At 63.1% G+C, this 14,670-nt stretch carries 13 protein-coding genes; 10 read left to right on the top strand and 3 right to left on the bottom strand.

The window, feature by feature from the left end:
• Window positions 1-1,239: autotransporter outer membrane beta-barrel domain-containing protein (locus ACODSZ_RS22045; RefSeq protein WP_488928538.1), on the top strand; the 1,239-nt coding region annotated here is incomplete at its 5' end.
• A 198-nt stretch (window positions 1,240-1,437) separates the two neighbouring features.
• On the opposite strand, the gene ACODSZ_RS22040 is transcribed toward ACODSZ_RS22045, so the two are convergent.
• Window positions 1,438-2,349 (bottom strand): LysR family transcriptional regulator, encoded by a 912-nt coding sequence (locus ACODSZ_RS22040; protein ID WP_488928537.1) that lies wholly within the window; start codon window positions 2,347-2,349, stop codon window positions 1,438-1,440.
• 380 nt (window positions 2,350-2,729) lie between these two features.
• Between ACODSZ_RS22040 and ACODSZ_RS22035 the strand changes: the two genes are divergently transcribed.
• The 9 genes from ACODSZ_RS22035 to ACODSZ_RS21995 all read left to right on the top strand — a co-directional run bounded on the left by ACODSZ_RS22035 (window position 2,730) and on the right by ACODSZ_RS21995 (window position 12,391).
• Window positions 2,730-4,268 carry an ABC transporter substrate-binding protein gene (locus ACODSZ_RS22035; protein ID WP_175343629.1) on the top strand — a complete coding sequence of 513 codons (1,539 nt, stop codon included), beginning with the start codon at window positions 2,730-2,732 and terminating at the stop codon, window positions 4,266-4,268.
• A gap of 71 nt (window positions 4,269-4,339) precedes the next feature.
• Window positions 4,340-5,257 carry an ABC transporter permease gene (locus tag ACODSZ_RS22030; RefSeq protein ID WP_008330456.1) on the top strand — a complete coding sequence of 306 codons (918 nt, stop codon included), beginning with the start codon at window positions 4,340-4,342 and terminating at the stop codon, window positions 5,255-5,257.
• Window positions 5,258-5,274: 17 nt separating this feature from the next.
• A complete protein-coding gene (locus tag ACODSZ_RS22025) occupies window positions 5,275-6,195 on the top strand; it encodes an ABC transporter permease (protein WP_175343630.1) in 921 nt (306 codons plus the stop codon).
• 22 nt (window positions 6,196-6,217) lie between these two features.
• A complete protein-coding gene (locus tag ACODSZ_RS22020; RefSeq protein WP_008330451.1) occupies window positions 6,218-7,222 on the top strand; it encodes an ABC transporter ATP-binding protein in 1,005 nt (334 codons plus the stop codon).
• The gene (locus ACODSZ_RS22015; protein WP_488928536.1) at window positions 7,219-8,064 is read left to right on the top strand and encodes an ATP-binding cassette domain-containing protein; all 846 of its coding nucleotides are present in this window, start codon (window positions 7,219-7,221) and stop codon (window positions 8,062-8,064) included. Before ACODSZ_RS22020 ends, ACODSZ_RS22015 begins: the two co-directional genes overlap by 4 nt.
• 39 nt (window positions 8,065-8,103) lie before the next feature.
• Entirely contained in the window at window positions 8,104-9,525 is a 1,422-nt protein-coding gene (locus tag ACODSZ_RS22010) for a M20 family metallopeptidase (protein WP_488928535.1), read from the top strand.
• On the top strand, window positions 9,522-10,721 hold the full coding sequence (locus ACODSZ_RS22005) for a M20 aminoacylase family protein (protein WP_488928534.1): 1,200 nt from the start codon (window positions 9,522-9,524) through the stop codon (window positions 10,719-10,721). Before ACODSZ_RS22010 ends, ACODSZ_RS22005 begins: the two co-directional genes overlap by 4 nt.
• A 436-nt stretch (window positions 10,722-11,157) precedes the next feature.
• Entirely contained in the window at window positions 11,158-11,469 is a 312-nt protein-coding gene (locus tag ACODSZ_RS22000; protein WP_008330434.1) for a hypothetical protein, read from the top strand.
• 253 nt (window positions 11,470-11,722) lie between these two features.
• Window positions 11,723-12,391, top strand: a complete 669-nt coding sequence (locus ACODSZ_RS21995) for a DUF2026 family protein (RefSeq protein ID WP_034350488.1) — start codon at window positions 11,723-11,725, stop codon at window positions 12,389-12,391.
• A 711-nt stretch (window positions 12,392-13,102) separates the two neighbouring features.
• On the opposite strand, the gene ACODSZ_RS21990 is transcribed toward ACODSZ_RS21995, so the two are convergent.
• Window positions 13,103-13,678, bottom strand: coding sequence for a hypothetical protein (locus ACODSZ_RS21990; RefSeq protein ID WP_488928533.1), 576 nt, complete (start codon window positions 13,676-13,678; stop codon window positions 13,103-13,105).
• Window positions 13,679-13,895: 217 nt separating this feature from the next.
• Window positions 13,896-14,666, bottom strand: a complete 771-nt coding sequence (locus ACODSZ_RS21985; protein WP_008330431.1) for a DUF3299 domain-containing protein — start codon at window positions 14,664-14,666, stop codon at window positions 13,896-13,898.
• Window positions 14,667-14,670: the final 4 nt, after the last annotated feature.

Raw genomic sequence — 14,670 nt, 5'->3', positions numbered from 1 at the left:
GCAGCACAGGCAGCACAGGCAGCACAGGCAGCACAGGCAGCACAGGCAGCACAGGCAGCACAGGGAGCACAGGGAGCACAGGGAGCACCAGCAGCGCCCGCCGTCCGCCCATCACCCATCACCCTCGCCGCCGCTGCAGCAACGCCGGTTGCGCCGGTGCTGGGCCAGCAGATCCTGCGTCCGTCCAGTGGCGATATGGCTCAGGTTGCCACAGCGCTGGGTCGGCTGCCTGACGCTGGCAGCGTGCGCCGCGCCGCCAGCCAGACCTTGCCCAGCAACGTCGGCACCAGCGCCATCCGGGGCAGCATGACGTCCCTCAATCGCGTCATCGCTACCCGCAACGAGGCCGGCAATGTCGGTGGTGCCGGTCTGGGCAGCGGGCTGTCTTCGGGCGAGGCGGCTCGCGATCGTCAGGTCTGGCTCATGCCCTTCGAGTCGCGCACCAACCAGGATGACCGCAACGGTGAACCCGGTTTCAGCGCCAGTACCTGGGGTATGGCCACCGGCGCCGAAATGGAACTGGAGCGCGGACGCGTCGGCCTGTCGTACGCCTACGCCAGCACCCGGGCCAGCGGCAACACCGCCATCACCGGTGCCGGCAGCCGCAGTCGTACCGAGTCCAATATGTTGGCCCTCTACGGCAACGTCCCGCTGGGCGAACTGGCACTGACCTGGCAGGCCGATCTGGGCCGCAACGGCAATCGTCTGTCGCGCGAGATGCGCTTCGGTGGTCTCAACCGCATCGCCACCAGCCACTATCACAGCTGGCATGCGCATTTGGGCGCAAACGTATCATTCACGCTGCCCTTGAGTGAAGCAATGAGTCTGGCACCTGCCCTGCAGATCGACTATACGCGGCTGCAAAGCCCGTCCTACGCCGAGAGCGGGGCAGGGGCGCTGAACTTGTCGGTACAGGGCAAGCGCAGCGAAGCACTCTTGCTCGGTACCAGTGCACGGCTGAACTACACCCTGACGTCATCGTCGCAGATCAGCAGCTACCTCGGGGTCAGCTACGATGTCATCAACGGTCGTGACGATCTGGTGGCCACCTACGCGGGGGCACCCGGCCAGGCCTTCACCACGCCCGGCCCCGCGCACTCACCCTGGCTGTTGAAGGGCGGCGTGAGCTATCGCTTCAAGCTGCCGAAGTCGGCAGAGATCTCTCTGCGCATCGATGCCGAAGGGCGCAGCGGTTTCATCAACAAGTCTGCAGCAGTCAAGGCAGGCTGGCGTTTCTGATGATTCATGCACTGATACGCTGAAACCCTGACACTTTGAAACCCGCCAAGCGGCCGCACTTGTAGTGGCCGCTTGGCGTTTGCAGGTCTCGGTGTGCCGCCGGCGGAACCGGGCCGGGTACTGATCCGCATGGGCCGGCAGCGTCCGTTTGTTCGGCATGACATCAAACAGGCTGGGCTGGATGCCCGCGACAAGCGCTCACAAATCCTTGCTCAGTTCAGCCACCAGATAATCGAGGAAGATTTCCACGCTGCGCGGCAAGGTCCGTCCTGCCAGTGTCTGCACCTCCACGAAGCGGCCGTCATTAGGGCAATCGCGGATCGGTCGCATGGTCAGCTCGCCGCGTTCGATGCGGTAGCGCACGGTGACGTCGCCGGTGATGGAGAGCGCATCGTTGTCCAGCACATAGTTGTGCAGCGACTGGATATAGTTGCTGGTCATGACCGGTTCGATCACCACCTGCTGACGGCTGCAGGCGATGTCGAACAACTGGCGCAGCGTCGTGGTCGGGTCGGGCAGAGCCAGGGGATAGGGTTTGAGCTGGCCCAGCGAGACCTGGCGGAAACGCGCCAGCGGATGCTCGTTGCGCATCACCAGAGCAATCGGGCCGGGCTGGCGGTGCACTACCTTGATTTCCGGTTCCGGCAGCCGTGCGAAGGTCAGCCCGATATCGGCATTGCCCTCGCGGACCTGGCGCGACACCACCGCCGGCGCCCCCACGAACAGCTGGAACACGAAGCCCGGATAGTGCTGCTGGAAGGCGTTGATCAGCCGCGGCAGGAAATCGATCGCAAAACCCTCCGAGGCCGACAGCCGCACGCGTCCACTGCGCAAGCCTTTCAAGGCCTGCAGGTCGGCGACCACGCGGTCGGCTTCCAGCGCCATCTTGCGCGAGTGCGCAGCCAACATCTCGCCGCCCGCCGACAGCACCATCCCGCGCGGACGCCGCTCAAACAAAATCGTGTCCAGCGTTTCCTCAAGACTGCTGATCTGACGGCTGATGGCCGAGCTGGCCACATTCAGACGCTGCGATGCTTCGCTGATGGAACCGCATCGCACCACTTCCAGGAAGTAGCGCAAGGCAGTGTCTTGCAGTTGCTGTGATTTCATCCCGAGATTCCTTCCAGTCTGACCAGATCTGACCAGGGCGCTGGCCCCGGCAAATAATTTCCCGCTTTATTTGGTGCGTGCTTCACGCCTTTGGTGCAGCACCGCCAGTATCCCGGCGCACCGCGATGCTGCACCTGCTCCACGCCCCGCGACCCAGCAGGGATGCGACTTTTGCCAGGGTGGTCACATTGTGGTGCAGCATTTTTGCGTTCTGGTATCGGCAACGCAGGCTTAGAAATTTGATGATTGTGGCATCGATAAATCCTAGCCTAGTATGCCCCTCGATGTCGCGGTTTTTCTTGAACCCATTTCATCAACAGGCAGGCTCGCCTATTGATGAAATGGGTTCCAATTTGTCTTATTCGAACGAAGGGGCAGGAATGAACGCACTACACACATCTCTCTTGGCTTGGTCGCGCTGCGCGGTACTGGTGGCGGGGGCGTTGGGCGCTTCGGTTGCGCATGCCAACAAGGCCAATGACACTCTGGTCTATGCCTCCGACAGTGAAGTCGAGAACATCAGCCAGTATCACAACAACCTGCGCGAAGGCGTGATCCTGGCGCACCTGATCTGGGATACGCTGATCTATCGCGATCCCAAGACCAACGAGTACAAGCCGCAACTGGCGACCTCCTGGAAATGGGAATCGCCCACCGCGCTGGTGCTGGACCTGCGCCAGGGCGTGCAATTCCAGAACGGCGACAAGTTCAGCGCCGACGATGTGGTGTTCACCTTCAACTATGTGGTTTCGCCCGAATCCAAGGCGGTCACGCGGCAGAATACCGACTGGATCAAGAGCGTCGACAAGCTCGGCGACTATCAGGTCCGCATCAACCTGAAGGGGCCTTTCCCTGCCGCGCTTGAATACCTGGCCGGTCCGCTGCCGATCTATCCGGCGGCCTACTTCAAGAAGGTCGGGCTGGAAGGTTTCTCCAAGGCGCCCATCGGCACCGGTCCCTACAAGGTCACCAGCGTCACGCCAGGGCAGGGCGTGACCTTGGTCAAGAACCCCAACTACTTCAAGGACAGCCCGCAGGGCCAGCCTTCGATCGGCAACATCAAGTTCGTGGTCATTCCCGATCCGGAAACCCGCGCCGCGCAACTGATGACCGGTGCCATCGACTGGATCTGGCGGGTACCGCCCGACCAGGCCGATGCGCTCAAGACCAACCCCAAGCTGACTGTGCAAAGCGGCGAGACCATGCGCGTCGGTTTCATCACCTTGGATACCACCGGCACCTCGGCGCCCAATTCACCCTTCAAGGATCTGCGCGTGCGCCAGGCGGTCAATTACGCCATCAACCGCAAGGGCTATGCCGACAACCTGATGCGTGGCGGCAGCCAGCCGGTCTACACCGCCTGCTTCCGTACCCAGTTCGGCTGTGACAGCAATGCCGTCATCAAGTACGACTACAACCCGGCCAAGGCCAAGGAACTGCTGGCAGCAGCCGGCTATCCGAACGGCTTTGATACCGACATCTATGCCTATCGCGAACGGGAAGTCGCCGAAGCCATCATCGGCGACCTGCGCAAGGTCGGCATCCGCGCCCGCCTGCATTACATGAAGTTCGCCGCCCTGCAGACCGAATACCGCAGCGGCAAGACCCCCATGAGCTTCTATTCCTGGGGCTCGTTCTCGATGAACGATACCTCGGCCTTTGCCGGTGTCTACTTCAAGGGGGGCGCCGATGACATCACCAAGGATCCGCAACTGCAGCAGTTCCTTCAGGTTGCCGATACCTCGATCGATCCGGCGGTGCGCAAGGCCAATTACAGCAAGGCCCTGGAGCTGATCTCAAAACAGGCGTACGTGGCGCCGATGTTTTCCTACTCGACCTTCTATGCCTTCAATTCGCAGCTGAAGTTCCAGGGGTATCCGGACGAGTTGCCGCGGTTCTACGAAGCTTCCTGGAAGTAAGCCCGGTGGCGCACGCTCTGCGTGCGCCGTTCCTGACATCGTCCGCCCAGTCTCCGCAAGGAAGGACCGCCATGTTGATCTATCTCCTGCGCCGCCTGGCCATCGCCTTGTGCGTGGCCCTGACGGTGTCCGTCGTCAGCTTCACGCTGCTGCATCTTTCGGGTGATCTGGCGGTCTCCATCGCCGGGCCGGAAGCCACCGCCGCCCAGGTCGAGTCGGTGCGCACCCAGTTCGGTCTGGACCGTCCGCTGACCACGCAATACTTCGACTGGCTGGGACGTGCCGTGCAGCTCGATTTCGGCAAGTCCTTCTACTTCCAGGGGCCGGTGATGGAAATGATTTCCGAACGCCTGCCCATCACCTTCAAGCTCGGTGGCAGCGCCTTGCTGCTGGCCATCCTGACCGCCATTCCGCTAGGGGTGCTGGCCGCGCTCTATCGGGATACCTGGCTGGATCGCGCCGCGCTGCTCATCGCCGTGGTTGGCCAGGCCATGCCCAGTTTCTGGTTCGGGCTGACCTTGATCCTGATCTTCGCCGTGACCCTGCACTGGCTGCCGGTGGCCGGCAACGACAGCTGGCAGCACTTCGTCCTGCCCGCCGTGGCCCTGGGCTATTACGCCATGCCGGCCATGATGCGGCTCACGCGCTCGGGCATGCTCGAAGTGCTGGGATCGGACTACATCCGCACGGCGCGCGCCAAGGGACTCTCCCGGGCGCGGGTGGTATTCAAGCATGCACTGCGCAACGCCGTCATTCCGGTGGTGGCGCTGGCGGCCGTGGAGCTGGGCTTCATGCTGGGCGGCTCGGTGGTCATCGAATCGGTCTACTCGATGCAGGGCCTGGGACAGCTGGCGTGGGATGCCATCTCGCGCAACGACTATCCGGTGGTGCAGGCGGTCGTGCTGATCATCGCCATGTTCTACATCGGGCTGACCTTCCTGGCCGATGTCATCAATGCGCTGCTGGACCCGCGCATCCGTACCCGCTGATCCTGCCAGGAGACCCCATGAGCGCAACCACCTCCTCTACCTTGCCCGCTACCCCCATGCTCACGACCGCCTTGCCGCCCTTGCCCGCCTGGCGCCGCAAGCTGCGCCGCCTGCTGGGCCATCGCGGCCTCATGCTGGGCGCACTGGTGCTGGCGCTGATCGTGCTGGCGGCAATCTTTGCGCCGTTGCTGGCGCCGCACGATCCCTTCGACCAGGACGTCACCGCGCGCCTGATCCCGCCGGTGTGGCAGGCCCAGGGCAGTTGGGAACACATCCTCGGCACCGACAAGCTGGGCCGCGACTATCTCTCGCGCCTGATCTTCGGTGCGCGCGTGTCACTGACCATCGGCATTGCCGCGGCCCTGATCTCGGGGCTGATCGGCACGACGCTGGGCGTGCTGGCAGGCTACTTCGGCGGACGCACCGATGCCGTCATCAGCTATCTCATCACCACGCGGCTGGCCATGCCGGTGGTGCTGGTGGCATTGGCCATGGCCTCGCTGGTGGGCGGTTCCCTCAAGGTGGTGATCGTGCTGCTGGGGCTGCTGCTGTGGGATCGTTTCGCGGTGGTGACGCGCTCGGCCACACAGCAGTTGCGCGATGCCGAATTCATCGCGGCAGCCAAGGCCATCGGCGCCTCCACACCCTACATCCTGGTGCGCGAGATCCTGCCCAACATCATGGGGGCGCTCATCGTGGTGGCCACCCTTGAAATGGCCCACGCCATCCTGCTGGAGGCCACGCTGTCCTTCCTGGGACTGGGCGTGCAGCCGCCCACGCCCTCGTGGGGCCTGATGGTGGCCGAGGGCAAGACCTACATGTTCTTCAAGCCCTGGGTGATCGTCATTCCAGGTGTGGCGCTGGCGCTGCTGGTGCTGGCAATCAATCTGGTCGGCGATGGCCTGCGCGATGTCAACGCACCCGATGGCCGCAACTGATCCGTCACGCAAGGAGAACCCCATGAGTGTATTGCTGGACGTGAAGAACCTGAAGGTGGACCTGCCCACCGAGAACGGCATGCTGCATGCCGTGCGCGGCATCGATTTCCAGGTCAGCCGTGGCGAGATGCTGTGCCTGGTCGGCGAGTCCGGCTGCGGCAAGTCCATGACCTCGCTGGCCCTGATGGGCCTGCTGCCGCGCAAGGCGCAATGCAGCGCCGACCACATCCTCTTCGATGGTGCCGACCTCAATGGCATGAGCGAACGGCAGCGCATGCAGTTGCGCGGCAAGCGCATGGCGATGATCTTCCAGGAGCCGATGACCTCGCTCAATCCCGCCTATACGCTGGGTAACCAGCTGTGCGAGGCGATGTTGCAGCAGCCCGGCGTGACGCGTGCCGAGGCGCGCGAGCGGGCACTCTACCTGCTGCACCGGACCGGCATCGGCAACGCCGAAGACCGCCTGCGCCAGTATCCGCACCAGCTCTCGGGCGGCCTGCGCCAGCGCGTGATGATCGCCATGTCGCTCATGTGCAGTCCCGACCTCATCATCGCCGACGAACCCACCACCGCACTGGACGTGACCATCCAGGCGCAGATCCTGCGCATGATCCGCGAGCTGCAGCAGGAGTTCGGCACCGCCGTCATCTTCATCACGCATGACCTCGGCGTGGTCTCGCGCATCGCCGACCGGGTTGCGGTGATGTATGCGGGGCAGGTGGTGGAGACCAGCGGTGTGGCGCAACTCTTTGCACAGCCGCGCCATCCCTACACGCGCGGCTTGCTCAACTGCATTCCGGTGCGCGGCAAGACCTTGCCGGGCAGCCGGCTGCAAGCCATTCCCGGGGTGGTGCCCAGCCTGGTCGGGCAGGTCAGCGGCTGTGCCTTCCGCAATCGCTGCACCCTGGCCGACAGCGGCTGCGAACAGGACCCGCCGATGGTGCAGCAGGGCAGTCCCGGTTTGTCGCATGAGGCGCGCTGCTTCAAGCTCGATGTGCCGGTGTCGGCACTGGAGGTGGCGGCATGAGTGCCTCTCTGAATCCCCAGCCGCCGCTGGACGATATCGCGCTCGAATTGTGCGCGCTGACCAAGGTGTATCCGCTCAAGCGCGGCTTGTTCCAGGCACCGGGTCAACTGAAGGCGGTCGATGACGTTTCGCTGCGTCTGTATCGTGGCGAAACCCTCGGTCTCGTCGGCGAATCCGGCTGCGGCAAGAGCACCCTGGCCAAGATGCTGCTGGGCCTGCTGGCACCGACCTCGGGCAATGTGCTCATCAACGGCCAGGAAGTCGATCCGACCGAGCGCCGCCAGCATGCGCGGCATATCCAGCCGATCTTCCAGGACCCGTATTCCTCGCTCAATCCGCGCAAGACCGTGGGCGAGATCGTCGGCCTGCCGTTCAAGCTGCACGGCATCGGCAGTGCCGCCGAGCGCAGCCGCCAGGTCAGGCAGATCCTCGATCTGGTCGGCATGCCCGAACGCACGCACACGCAGTATCCCAACCAGCTCTCCGGCGGTCAGCGCCAGCGGGTGGCGATTGCGCGGGCACTGATCCTGCGGCCCGACATCCTCATCTGCGATGAACCGACCTCGGCGCTGGATGTGTCGGTGCAGGCGCAGATTCTCAACCTGCTGCTGGACCTCAAGGCCGAATTCGGCCTGACCTATCTCTTCATCAGCCACGACCTCGGTGTGGTGGAGCATCTGGTGGACCGGGTCGCCGTGATGAACAAGGGCAGCATCGTGGAATTGGCCTCACGTGAACAACTCTTCAGCGATCCCCAGCATCCCTATACCCGCATGCTGCTGGCCTCGGCGCTCACGCCCGATCCGGGCCTGGGCATTCCGGCCCTGGCGGCAGCCGCTTGAGAACATGAACGAATCTGAAAAAAACCAAGGAGCAGCAGCATGAGCAGAGCACAAGCCATTGCCGGCGTACAGGCTTATTTCGACGACGGCCGTTTCATGGAAACCCTGAAGCGCCGCGTGGCCATCCGTACCGAAAGCCAGGAAGCGGCCAGCCTGCCCGTCCTCTACGACTATCTGCAGCAGGAGATCATGCCTTCTCTGCAGACACTGGGCTTTGTCTGCGAGGTGATCGACAATCCGCTGCCTGGCGGCAGCCCCTTCCTGATCGCCGAGCGCGTCGAGGAGGGGGCGGCTTTCACCTTGCTCACCTACGGCCACGGCGATGTGGTGCGCGGCTATGACAACCAATGGCGCGCCGGTCTCTCGCCCTGGGAGATCGTGGTCGAAGGCGAGCGCTGGTACGGGCGCGGCATCGCCGACAACAAGGCCCAGCACACCATCAACCTGGCGGCGCTGGAAGAAGTCATGAAGGTGCGCGGCGGGCAGTTGGGCTACAACGTCAAGCTGATCCTGGAGATGGGCGAGGAAACCGGTTCGCCCGGTCTCAACGAAGTCTGCCGCCAGCATGCGCAACGCCTGAAGGCCGATCTCTTCATCGCCTCCGATGGTCCGCGGGTGAATGCGCCTACCCCGACCATGTTCCTGGGTTCGCGCGGTGGCTGCAATTTCGACCTGACCTGCCATCTGCGTGATGGTGGCCACCACTCGGGCAACTGGGGCGGCCTGCTGCGCAACCCCGGCGTGCGTCTGGCCAATGCGATTGCCTGCCTGGTCGACGAGCGCGGCGCCATCCGCGTCCCCGCGTTGCTGCCGGAGGCGCTGCCGCAGAGCGTGCGCAAGGCGCTGGCCAGCGTCAAGGTGGGCGGCGGTCCGACCGATCCCGAGATCGATCCCGACTGGGGCGAGCCCGACCTGACCCCGGCCGAACGTGTCTTCGGCTGGAACACGCTGGAAGTGCTGGCCTTCAAGACCGGCAATCCGGAAGCCCCGGTCAATGCCATTCCCGGACGCGCCACTGCGCATTGCCAGATTCGCTTCGTGGTCGGCAGCGATGATGCGCATTTCATCGAACACATCCGCGCGCATCTGGATGAACATGGTTATGACGATGTGCAGGTGGCGCTGTCGGGCGTGCAGTTCGCCGCCACCCGGCTCGATCCGGACGATGAATGGGTACGCTGGGGCCTGGCCTCGCTGCAGGAGAGCACCGGCAAGACGCCCACGCTGCTGCCCAACCTGGGCGGCTCGCTGCCCAATGACGTCTTCTCCGAAACCCTGGGCCTGCCCACGCTGTGGGTGCCGCACTCCTATCCGGCCTGCTCACAGCATGCGCCCAACGAGCATATACTGGCCAGCGTGTCGCGCGAGTCGCTGCAACTGATGGCGGGCCTGTTCTGGGACCTGGCCGAGCAGGGCCGCGAAGTGCTGGCACGACGCACATCCCCCACGGAGAAACGATGAGTCACCCCCACGAGCAGGACCTCTGCGAGGTCGCCGACCTGCATGACATCCACGAGGAAATCACCGGCATCCGCCGCCACCTGCACCAGCATCCCGAACTGTCCTTCGAGGAAGTCGATACCGCTGCCCTGGTGGCGGCGCGCCTGCAGGAATGGGGCTACGCGGTCACCCGCCATATCGGCGGCAATGGCCTGGTCGCCACGCTGCGGGCCGGCAGCAGTGCGCGCAGCATCGGCCTGCGCGCCGACATGGATGCCTTGCCCATCCATGAGGAAGCCGGCCTGGCCTGGTCCAGCGTCAAGCCCGGTGCCATGCACGCCTGCGGCCACGATGGCCATACGGCGATGTTGCTGGGCGCGGCCAAGCACCTGGCGCGCACGCGCCGTTTCGACGGCACGCTGCACCTGATCTTCCAGCCGGCCGAGGAAGCCGGTTTTGACAGCGGGGCGCAGAAGATGCTGGCCGATGGTCTCTTCGAGCGTTTCCCCTGCGATGCCGTCTTCGGCATCCACAATCACCCGGGGGTAGAGGCGGGGACCTTCATGTTCAGGAGCGGCCCCTTCATGGCGGCCTGCGATACCGTCAAGATCCGCATCGTCGGTCGCGGCAGCCATGCGGCGCGACCGCACCTGTCGGTCGATCCGGTGGTGGTCGCCGCCAGCCTGGTGATGGCCTTGCAGACGGTGGTCTCGCGCAATGTCGATCCCATGGAGACCGCAGTGGTGACGGTGGGCAGCCTGCATGCGGGCAAGGCGTCCAACGTGATTCCGGAATTCGCCACGCTGGAGTTGAGCGTGCGCTCCTTCAAGCCCGAGGTACGCGCGTTGCTGGAAGAGCGCATCCGCGCGCTGGTGGCCCTGCATGCCGAAAGCTATGGTGCCGGTGCCGAGATCGAGTATCTGCGCGGCTATCCGGTGCTGGTCAACAGCGAGGCCGAGACCGAGTTTGCCCGCGGCGTGGCCGAGGAACTGGTGGGCGCCGACAAGGTGATCGCCCCCTTCGGTCCGATCGCCGGCAGCGAAGACTTCGCCTACTTCCTGCAGCAGAGGCCCGGCTGCTTCTTGCGCGTGGGCAACGGGCAGGGACGTCCGATGCTGCACAATGCAGGCTACGATTTCAATGATGCCAATATCCCGGTGGGAGCCGCCTTCTGGACCCGGCTGGTGGAGCGCTGGCTGCCCGTCAAGGCCGGCTGAGAGGGGGCGTCGGGCGGCTTATGCGTCAACAGCATAAGCGCATGACGAATGCTTCGTTTTCAGCAGGAGCATGGCCCGGTACATTGGGGGTGTCTCCTCAGACGTCCTTGGACTTGGACAATTCGAGTCTGAACCCGCCACGCGCAAGCCTGGCGGGTTTTTTTCAGGCTGTTTCCCTGCAGCACGCGGGCTTGAAATTCACGTAACTTTCACGGCGCATGGCAGCGCTTGATGCGCCACAAAGCCCGAGCCCAGGCTGCTGTCGAGTTGGCAAGTGGCGTTGCGTGCTCAGGAATTCCCCGATGTTCGCAGTCAAGCGGGGCTACTACCATGGGAACCAATGAAACACGGTCTGTGCTCCGGACTCCCGACATCACGGTGGGGTCGTGACTGGCACGCAAGACCTTGCCGAAGTATCTTGCCATTGGAGCCAGCCATGTCCTTCGTTACCGAACCCGTACCGGGTGAAATCACCCTCATGTTCATCAGCTATCTGGTCTTCTGTACCGTCCTGATGTACCTCTTCGTCAAGACCGACAAGGAATGGGGCCGGCTGGAAGTGTCGCTGGACGACGTCGACCAGCGCGACCAGCAGGTGATGGCCTCGGCCCTGCGCTACGTGACGGTGGATGCGGAAGACCGTTCGCTGTTCAACAACGGCCTGACCCGCCCGTCACTGCAGCATTGCGCACAGTATCACGATGTCGATTGCACCTGTTTCATGCAGGAGCCGAAGAAGCAGGATTGAATGCCCGGGGTGAGGGATGGTGGGGGGAAGTGAAGTCGTGCCGCTGCAGGGACTAGGGGTAGTTCTTCCGGCATCGCAGTAGCAGTAGCAGTAGCAGCAGAGTTTGAGCAGCAAAGATCTCTTGAGGGTGGAACGGCAAGTCGTGAAACCGCTTTTGTTCCAAAGCGCGTCACGCATCGGGACTGCGCAGTCCGGCATTCCCGTGAAGCGGCTTAGCGGCTTGCCCGTTCTTTTCCATGAGAAAATAGCGCCCATGCAAAGCTCACATTCCTCCGCGCAGAATTTGCGCCCATTGATTCCCCTGGCCGATTATCAACGTATCTTCCGCGTCATCCATTCCGTCCTGCACAGCGTGGAAGCCGATATCCCGGCCGCCAGCTTCTTCTTTTCCGTCACTGCCGCCCAGATCCTCAAGAAGTTCTACAAGCGCAACGCCTTCCCCGTGGCCGGCGCTGCCTTCTACCTGATTCGTGAAGACGGCGGTGGTGCGCTGTCCTTCGGCACCCTGGGCGAAGACGGCCAGAGCGTGGCCAGCCATCAGGACGCCTTCCATGCCTGGGTGCAATGCGACGGCTATGTGCTGGACTTCATGGCGCCGCTGTTCCAGGAATTGCTGGTCTCGGCCGGCCATCCGCTGCCGGTGCCGCGCCAGATGTTCCAGAAGGACTTGCAGCGCATGAGCGCGGGCGTGCAGGCGCTGGTCCGGCCGGGGGATTTCTTCCTGGCCTCCAATCTCGAACTCACGCGTGAACTGCTGCAGCAGTTCATGGCCAAGAAGGCCCTCACCAATCTCTCGCAACTGTGCCTGGAATGGTTCCGCAAGCCGCCCAAGGCGATGCCGGACGACCTGGCCCTGCAAGGCAGCGATGGCGAAGTCTCGCGCATCAAGTTGCAAGCCACCGCCATTGATGGGGTCTGGTAAGACCGTTCAGCCAGTTCTTGAGGGAAATGTCATGGAGGCGGACGCCTCCGAAAGGAGGGTGTGCTGGACAGATGTCCAACACACCATGCGGTCATACATATCGGTTGCATGTACCGCACTAAGCTTCGCACTATAGTTCGTCGTTATGACGGCTTCGTGACATTTCCGTTTTCCGTTTTTCTTCTCTTCGTCCTTTTTCTTCATCTCCCTGTGCACTGTCATGGGGAGGTCATACGCGGCCACTAGACTTGCGCCTGTCTCCTCTGACTCCGTGCAGATGTTGTTGCCTGCGATGCGAGCGCATCGCAGGTTTTTTTCTTCGGATCAGCCAGTTTCTCCTTGCTTCATGCTTCACGCCCAGGCCGGACAGTGGCGTCGTAACCCGGCAGGTCGCACACGTGATGGAAGTCGCGGTCCTCCCTTCCCGGCAAGTGCATGCTTGCCGGTGCGCGGCGCGGGGTGCGTCCCTCCCTTCCGGGCAGGCTCCATGACTGGAGTCTGCCCATCGCTTTTCCTCCGTTCCGTCCTCCCTTGCACGGCGCTTGCCCATCGGCTGCTCTGGTGATGAATTCCCTTTACAATCAATGACTTGGATGGCTTGCCCAGCGCTTTTCCACAGGCTTGCCACCAGAATATGTGGATATCCGGGCCAGGCCGGCATGATCCCGGGCCCTGCCTGCGTCTTGTTACTTCACATAAAATCGTTGGGAATCAATGACTTGAGTGGCTTGTCCAGGCCTTTTCCACAGGCTTGCCACCAAAAAATGTGGATATCGCCGCGCTCGGCCAGTCTGGGCGCGGCTTTGCGGCGGACCGCCCGGCCCGCCAACAAAGTGCACGACTTTGCATCTGAGCGTGAATTTCCTTTGTAATCAAAGGCTTGTCTGGCTTTTCAAGTGCTTGTCCACAGGCTTGCTCCCAAAAAGTGTGGATATCCTGCCGAAATGTTCCGTGGCCCGTGTCCGAAGGGGGGAGGTGCCAGGTTTGGGGGCTGCTTGCCTCACTCTGTTGCGATATTGAAAAGTTGTTTAAAATCAATGGCTTGATGGGCTTGTCAAGGGCTTCTCCACAAGCTTGCCACCAGAAAATGTGGATATCGTCGCCGCTCCTGAGGCGGCGTTCCCGGGTGTCTGCCTGCCCCCTTTTTGCCGCGCCTTGCTGCGGCAGCGGAAAGTCCTTTGCAATCAATGCCTTGTCCGACTTGCCCAGTGCTTCTCCACAGGCTTGCACCCAAAAAATGTGGATATCCGGGCAAGTTGCCAGACGCGATGCAGAGACAAGCCTCATTGCAGTCGGCCTGCCCCAACTCTGCGCGTTGCCGAAGCGGAGTCGAAAAATGTAGAAGAATCAAGGGTTTGGGTGGCTTGTCAAAGCCTTGTCCACAAGCTTGCCCCCGTAAAATGTGGATAAGACCTGCCTGCGGCAGGTCTTGGGAACAGGCTGGGACAACTGGGGGAAACTGGGGATAAGCGGCGGCGCAGCAGAGCACGCCGCCGTGTGGTCGTCAGCCCTGGTCGGGGGCGCTGTAGGGTTCGACGCTGACGGCCTTCATGCTGTAGCTGGAGGCGCCCATGGACGAATCCGAGCGCTCTACCTTGAGCACGCCGCTGATCCATACCGCATCCATGGTGCGCACGTTCTTGACGGCCTTGACGCTCCTGACGTGAATGATCTGGTTGGCCGGCGGTGGCGGCACGTGGATGCAGGCGCCGAAGTAGGGGACCAGCAGGAATTCCTTGAGCGCCTCGCCTTCGCGGTCCAGCGAGACCACGAAGCCGGGCAGGCGCACCGGCTTGCCTTCCATGGATGGATCGACGGGCGCCTCCTTCCAGTATTTCTTGGCCTTCCAGAGCGCGGCATCGGCGCGCGGGTCATCATCGGTCATCTGGTCCAGCTTCAGGCCCTTGAAGGGCGCCATCGGGTCCCAGTTCTTGGGGATGAGCGATTCCCAGGCGATCTCCTGGAAGCCGTTGACCATCTTGCCCGAGGCCTGATAGGGCTTTTCGGTGACGGCCGCGCTTTGCTGCAGGTGGTCACCGACCTTGTATTGGCCGCTGGCGGCGTCGCTTACGCCGGCGACGGTGCTGCCACTATCGGCGCGCGCAGTCACGGCCGGGACGGCACCTGCCAGCGGGCCACCGGCGACGGTGGCGGATGCTCCGGCAGAGGCCGGTGCCGGCGCCGCCCGCGCATCGTCATGCGCCAGCAGGCGCACACCGCTGCCCACCAGCAGGCCGGCGGCGACGATGCCGCCCATCCAGTAAAGAGTCTTCATGTCA

The sequence above is a fragment of the Herbaspirillum sp. FG34 genome (assembly GCF_057809315.1).
The sequence above is the reverse complement of the archived record's forward strand: the minus strand, read 5'-3'. Positions and strand labels throughout refer to the sequence as shown.

Bases quoted from the DNA above. Each gene is read 5' to 3' on its own strand.
- ACODSZ_RS22030 (WP_008330456.1), top strand. From the start codon at position 4,340: ATGTTGATCTATCTCCTGCGCCGCCTGGCCATCGCCTTGTGCGTGGCC.
- ACODSZ_RS22010 (WP_488928535.1), top strand. From the start codon at position 8,104: ATGAGCAGAGCACAAGCCATTGCCGGCGTACAGGCTTATTTCGACGAC.
- ACODSZ_RS22020 (WP_008330451.1), top strand. From the start codon at position 6,218: ATGAGTGTATTGCTGGACGTGAAGAACCTGAAGGTGGACCTGCCCACC.
- ACODSZ_RS22040 (WP_488928537.1), bottom strand. From the start codon at position 2,349: ATGAAATCACAGCAACTGCAAGACACTGCCTTGCGCTACTTCCTGGAA.
- ACODSZ_RS22035 (WP_175343629.1), top strand. From the start codon at position 2,730: ATGAACGCACTACACACATCTCTCTTGGCTTGGTCGCGCTGCGCGGTA.
- ACODSZ_RS22025 (WP_175343630.1), top strand. From the start codon at position 5,275: ATGAGCGCAACCACCTCCTCTACCTTGCCCGCTACCCCCATGCTCACG.
- ACODSZ_RS22015 (WP_488928536.1), top strand. From the start codon at position 7,219: ATGAGTGCCTCTCTGAATCCCCAGCCGCCGCTGGACGATATCGCGCTC.
- ACODSZ_RS21985 (WP_008330431.1), bottom strand. From the start codon at position 14,666: ATGAAGACTCTTTACTGGATGGGCGGCATCGTCGCCGCCGGCCTGCTG.
- ACODSZ_RS22005 (WP_488928534.1), top strand. From the start codon at position 9,522: ATGAGTCACCCCCACGAGCAGGACCTCTGCGAGGTCGCCGACCTGCAT.
- ACODSZ_RS21995 (WP_034350488.1), top strand. From the start codon at position 11,723: ATGCAAAGCTCACATTCCTCCGCGCAGAATTTGCGCCCATTGATTCCC.
- ACODSZ_RS22000 (WP_008330434.1), top strand. From the start codon at position 11,158: ATGTCCTTCGTTACCGAACCCGTACCGGGTGAAATCACCCTCATGTTC.
- ACODSZ_RS21990 (WP_488928533.1), bottom strand. From the start codon at position 13,678: ATGAGGCTTGTCTCTGCATCGCGTCTGGCAACTTGCCCGGATATCCAC.